The organism is Poseidonibacter sp. (assembly GCF_041821165.1).
Taxonomy (GTDB): domain Bacteria; phylum Campylobacterota; class Campylobacteria; order Campylobacterales; family Arcobacteraceae; genus Poseidonibacter.
This window is the reverse complement of the sequence record NZ_JBGUES010000248.1, coordinates 1-2602: the sequence shown is the minus strand read 5'-3', so window position 1 is coordinate 2602 and position 2602 is coordinate 1. Positions and strand designations below refer to the sequence as shown.

Genomic DNA, 2602 nt, shown 5'->3' with positions numbered 1-2602 from the left:
GTGGCTTTTTTGGATGATTAATAAATCTGAAAAAGACAAAAGAATACTCTTAGAATACAAAGCACTGCATGATACTCTTACAGATCTACCAAATAGATATTATTTACAGAAAAATATTGATAAGTGGACTAATAAAACTAATTTTTCTTTAATATATTTTGATTTGGATAATTTTAAATATATAAATGACACTTTTGGACATAAGTTTGGAGATGAAGTTTTAAAAGCCTTAAGTAATAGACTTAGAAAAACTATAAATACAAATGACTTATTAATAAGACAAGGTGGTGATGAATTTTTAATTTTTACAAATGAAGTTTCTAATATAGAAGAATTTTGTAATAAATTATTAGAAACATTTCGTAAACCATTAAGTGTTTTAGGTAGTAATATAATAGTAAATGGAAGCTTTGGTGTGTCTAATTTTCCAAAAGATAGTCAAGATATAGATGAACTAATTGTTTGTTCTGATATTGCTTGTTATGAAGCTAAAAGTAAAAGAAATAGCTATAAAGTATTTAAAGAAGAGATAAAAAATAAACATATTGAAATAATGCAAATTGAAAAAGAACTAAAACAAGCTTTAGAAAAAAAAGAATTATATTTAGTTTATCAACCTCAGGTAAATTATGATAATACTTTGTATGGTATTGAAACACTACTTAGATGGAATAATGAAAAACTTGGGAATGTAAGTCCTGAAAAGTTTATAGGAATTGCTGAAACAATTGGTTTAATGCCAAAAATTGGTGATTTTATAATAGATACAGCCTTAAATCAAATAAAAACTCTTCAAGATAAAAATAAAAAAAGTTTTCAATTATCAATTAATGTTTCAGTAACACAATTTATTGAAGTAGGTTTTCTTGAAAATTTAATGAATAAAATTGATAAATATAAAATTGATCCATCTTTAATAACTCTTGAAATAACTGAATCAGTTTTGATAGATAATTTAGAATATATGCAATCTTTATTTTTACAACTAAGAGAAAAAGGGTTTACTATATCTTTAGATGATTTTGGTACTGGATATTCTTCATTATCAATGTTAAGATCTGTTCCTATCAATGAACTTAAAATTGATAAAGCATTTGTTGATGATATCATTGATGATAAAACAGCAAGACTTTTAATAAAAACAATTATTGAAATAGGTAATATTTTAAATTATAATATTGTTTTAGCTGAAGGAGTTGAAAGTAAAGACCAAGTTGAACTTTTAAATGAATTTGGATGTCGTACATATCAAGGGTATTTTTATTCAAAACCATTAGAAATTCATAGATTAGAACAATTTATTCAAAAATATTAAATATATACTAATCTATTCTTTCGTATTATCCAAATGAACTTTTGCATGATTTACCAATAAACTTGAAACTTCATGATTAATATCTACAAAATCTGTGATATTTAAATCTTTTAGATATTTCTTTTCATTTATAGAATCAATTTTTACAATAATATGTGCTTTTGGATGAAAGGCTAAAACTGCATCTGAAATAAGTCGTTTTCTTACTTCTTTATTTGTCGTGATAATAATACTTGATGATTCTTGCACCTTTAAAGACTCAAGAACTGGCTTTTTATCTAAATGCCCAAAATATGCCATATATCCTCGTTTTTTAGCTAATAATACATGTTTTAAGTTATCTGAAATGATTACAAAAGAGATATTATTATCTGTAAGTTGCTGTGCTACTATTCTTCCTAATGTTGAAAAGCCTACGATAACAACATGATTTTTAGCTTTAATAGGAGTAATTTTATCTGATTCATAAAACTCTGTAACAAATATTGCTGATATTTTATAAATATTGTTTACTATAAATGGTGTTACAATCATTGATAAAACCGTAACTAAAATAAGAGAATTACTAAGTTCTTTTGGTATAAGTTCATAAGTAAAAGCTAATGCAAATATTGCAAAAGAGAACTCACCTATTTGCCCTAGAGATATTGCTGTTTTTACAGATACACTTTTATTTGATTTTAGGCGTATAATAAAATATATAATTAGTGTTTTAATTAACATTACACTTATTAATACAGCAAAAATTATATGTATATTATTTATAAAATAAATAGCATCGATTTTTGTACCAACACTAAAAAAGAAAGTCCCTAAAAGTAAATCTTTATATGTTTGGATATCTGATTCTACTTTTACACTATATCCTGTATCTGCTATTATCATTCCTGCTATAAATGCACCTAAAGAGTAAGTAAATCCAACTTCATGAGCTAAAAGTGATGTTCCCATTACAATAGTAAAAACAGAAGCCAAGAAAAGTTCATCTACTTGTGTTTTTGCAGATAAAGTCAAAAAAAGTTTTACTATTCTTTTTCCTAAAGTAAACATAAAAACTATGATAAATAATGCAGATAAAACTGTTTGAAGTATTACTTGTGAAATAGAAAGAGTATCATTAGTTAAAAAAGTAATTAGTAATAATATAGGAATAACAGCTAAATCTTGAAAAATCAAAATCCCAACTGCTTTTTCACCATAAGGTGTATGAATATCTTTTGAACTTTTTAGATATGTAAGAACTATTGCTGTTGATGAAAGAGAAAAAGCCAATGATATGATTATTGA

2 protein-coding genes are annotated in these 2602 nt (G+C 24.7%); one reads left to right on the top strand and one right to left on the bottom strand.

From position 1 onward, the window contains the following. A partial coding sequence (locus ACERKK_RS12775; protein ID WP_373773461.1) for a putative bifunctional diguanylate cyclase/phosphodiesterase occupies window positions 1–1315 on the top strand: 1315 nt, incomplete at its 5' end. Window positions 1316–1327: 12 nt separating this feature from the next. Here ACERKK_RS12775 and ACERKK_RS12770 read toward each other — a convergent pair. Beyond that, window positions 1328–2602: cation:proton antiporter (locus ACERKK_RS12770; RefSeq protein ID WP_373773460.1), on the bottom strand; the 1275-nt coding region annotated here is incomplete at its 5' end.